The following is a 1194-nucleotide window of genomic DNA, read 5'->3' as shown; positions in this document are numbered from 1 at the left end:
TATGTCCGGCAGGCCGAGGAAACAGCCCGTCAAACACCGGCCCCGAAGGGCAGCAACCGAGATCATCCCCTAACGCGAGGCGATCAAACATGTTGTTAGTATCTCTCTTTACGATGTCAATCACGTGCATCCGAAGGATGTCACGCAAACGTCCAGATTGGACGAGCAAAAGCGCCGTAGCGCTCTTGCTGATCTAATCTATCAGCAGCTTTCGAACCATTGAGGCAGTGTCGTACGAAATGAAAACTTAACCGACCTGGCACGTAGAACGTTTAGCTTATCATCTCGAACCGGGTCTCGCTTGATACGCAAGTAAGCGCGTCGCTCAGCTAAGGGCCATTCGAGCTCATTCAGATCGTGAAAAGCGTCAAAGAAGCTCGCCGCAGTCTGGTCAGCCTTGGCCCAGGCCTTGCCTGGAAGCCCCTTGCCGTCACCATTCCCGATCACCGTTCGGTGCCTGTTCGCATCAATTAACGCGCTGTCGTTGGCGTACTTGAGATGAACCAAGTAGACCCCTTTCGGAAGGACAAACGGCACATCCTGAAGGTTCTCAGCAGTAGCCTGTACACCATGACGCACAAGATGCGTTCCACGTCGCACGGCCCAAGCCTTGCTATAGTGGCCGGAGAAGTGAGCCTGACGCCGGTGGCGCAGTACCCGATCCTGATTTGCCAGCGCGATGTCGCTGTCGGTTTCTGCAAGATTCATACCCAAAGCAAAGAGAGCAGTCGCCCTCTTGCGCGATGCGAACAATTCAGTGAAATCAGCGTAACGTTTCGGGTCCAAACAGATCAGCTCATCCGCATCTGTGCGAATAACCCAATCATAAATGGCGCCGAGCCCGTCTTGAAGTCCGTTAAGCAGATGCCCACGAACCCGGTCGAAACCAGCAAGATCATTCCGAGGAACCGTGACCACATTTGCCCGCGGGCAAAGCTCTGAAATCTTCAGATCATGACCATGAGCCACAATATAAAGGTGATCTGAACCGAGGTGCCGTGAATAATGGGCGTACCATTGTGACAATGCCCAGTAATCGCGGTAAACCATTGTGATCGCACAAATCTTCATGCCCTCTTCTAATCCGTTCAGGCCAGAGACGACAAGAGAATTCATGGTGGAGCCTAGGAGGATCGAACTCCTGACCTCCTGAATGCAAATCAGGCGCTCTCCCAGCTGAGCTAAGGCCCCAAA

Annotated in this window: 1 protein-coding gene and 1 tRNA gene; both read right to left on the bottom strand. The window is 53.2% G+C overall.

Annotated elements, in window-relative coordinates; translation table 11 throughout:
• Positions 1-201: 201 nt before the first annotated feature.
• Positions 202-1050 carry a glycosyltransferase family 2 protein gene (locus tag O4H31_RS19715; RefSeq protein WP_419723620.1) on the bottom strand — a complete coding sequence of 283 codons (849 nt, stop codon included), beginning with the start codon at positions 1048-1050 and terminating at the stop codon, positions 202-204.
• A gap of 65 nt (positions 1051-1115) precedes the next feature.
• Positions 1116-1191, bottom strand: a tRNA-Ala gene (locus O4H31_RS19465).
• Positions 1192-1194 lie beyond the last annotated feature (3 nt).

Origin of the sequence: Sulfitobacter dubius, assembly GCF_027214245.1 — a bacterium.
Lineage (GTDB): Bacteria > Pseudomonadota > Alphaproteobacteria > Rhodobacterales > Rhodobacteraceae > Sulfitobacter > Sulfitobacter dubius_A.
This window is presented reverse-complemented; position numbering and strand designations above follow the sequence as displayed.

Excerpts from the sequence above, each read along its gene's own strand:
- O4H31_RS19715 (WP_419723620.1), bottom strand. The coding sequence starts at position 1,050 with ATGGTTTACCGCGATTACTGGGCATTGTCACAATGGTACGCCCATTAT.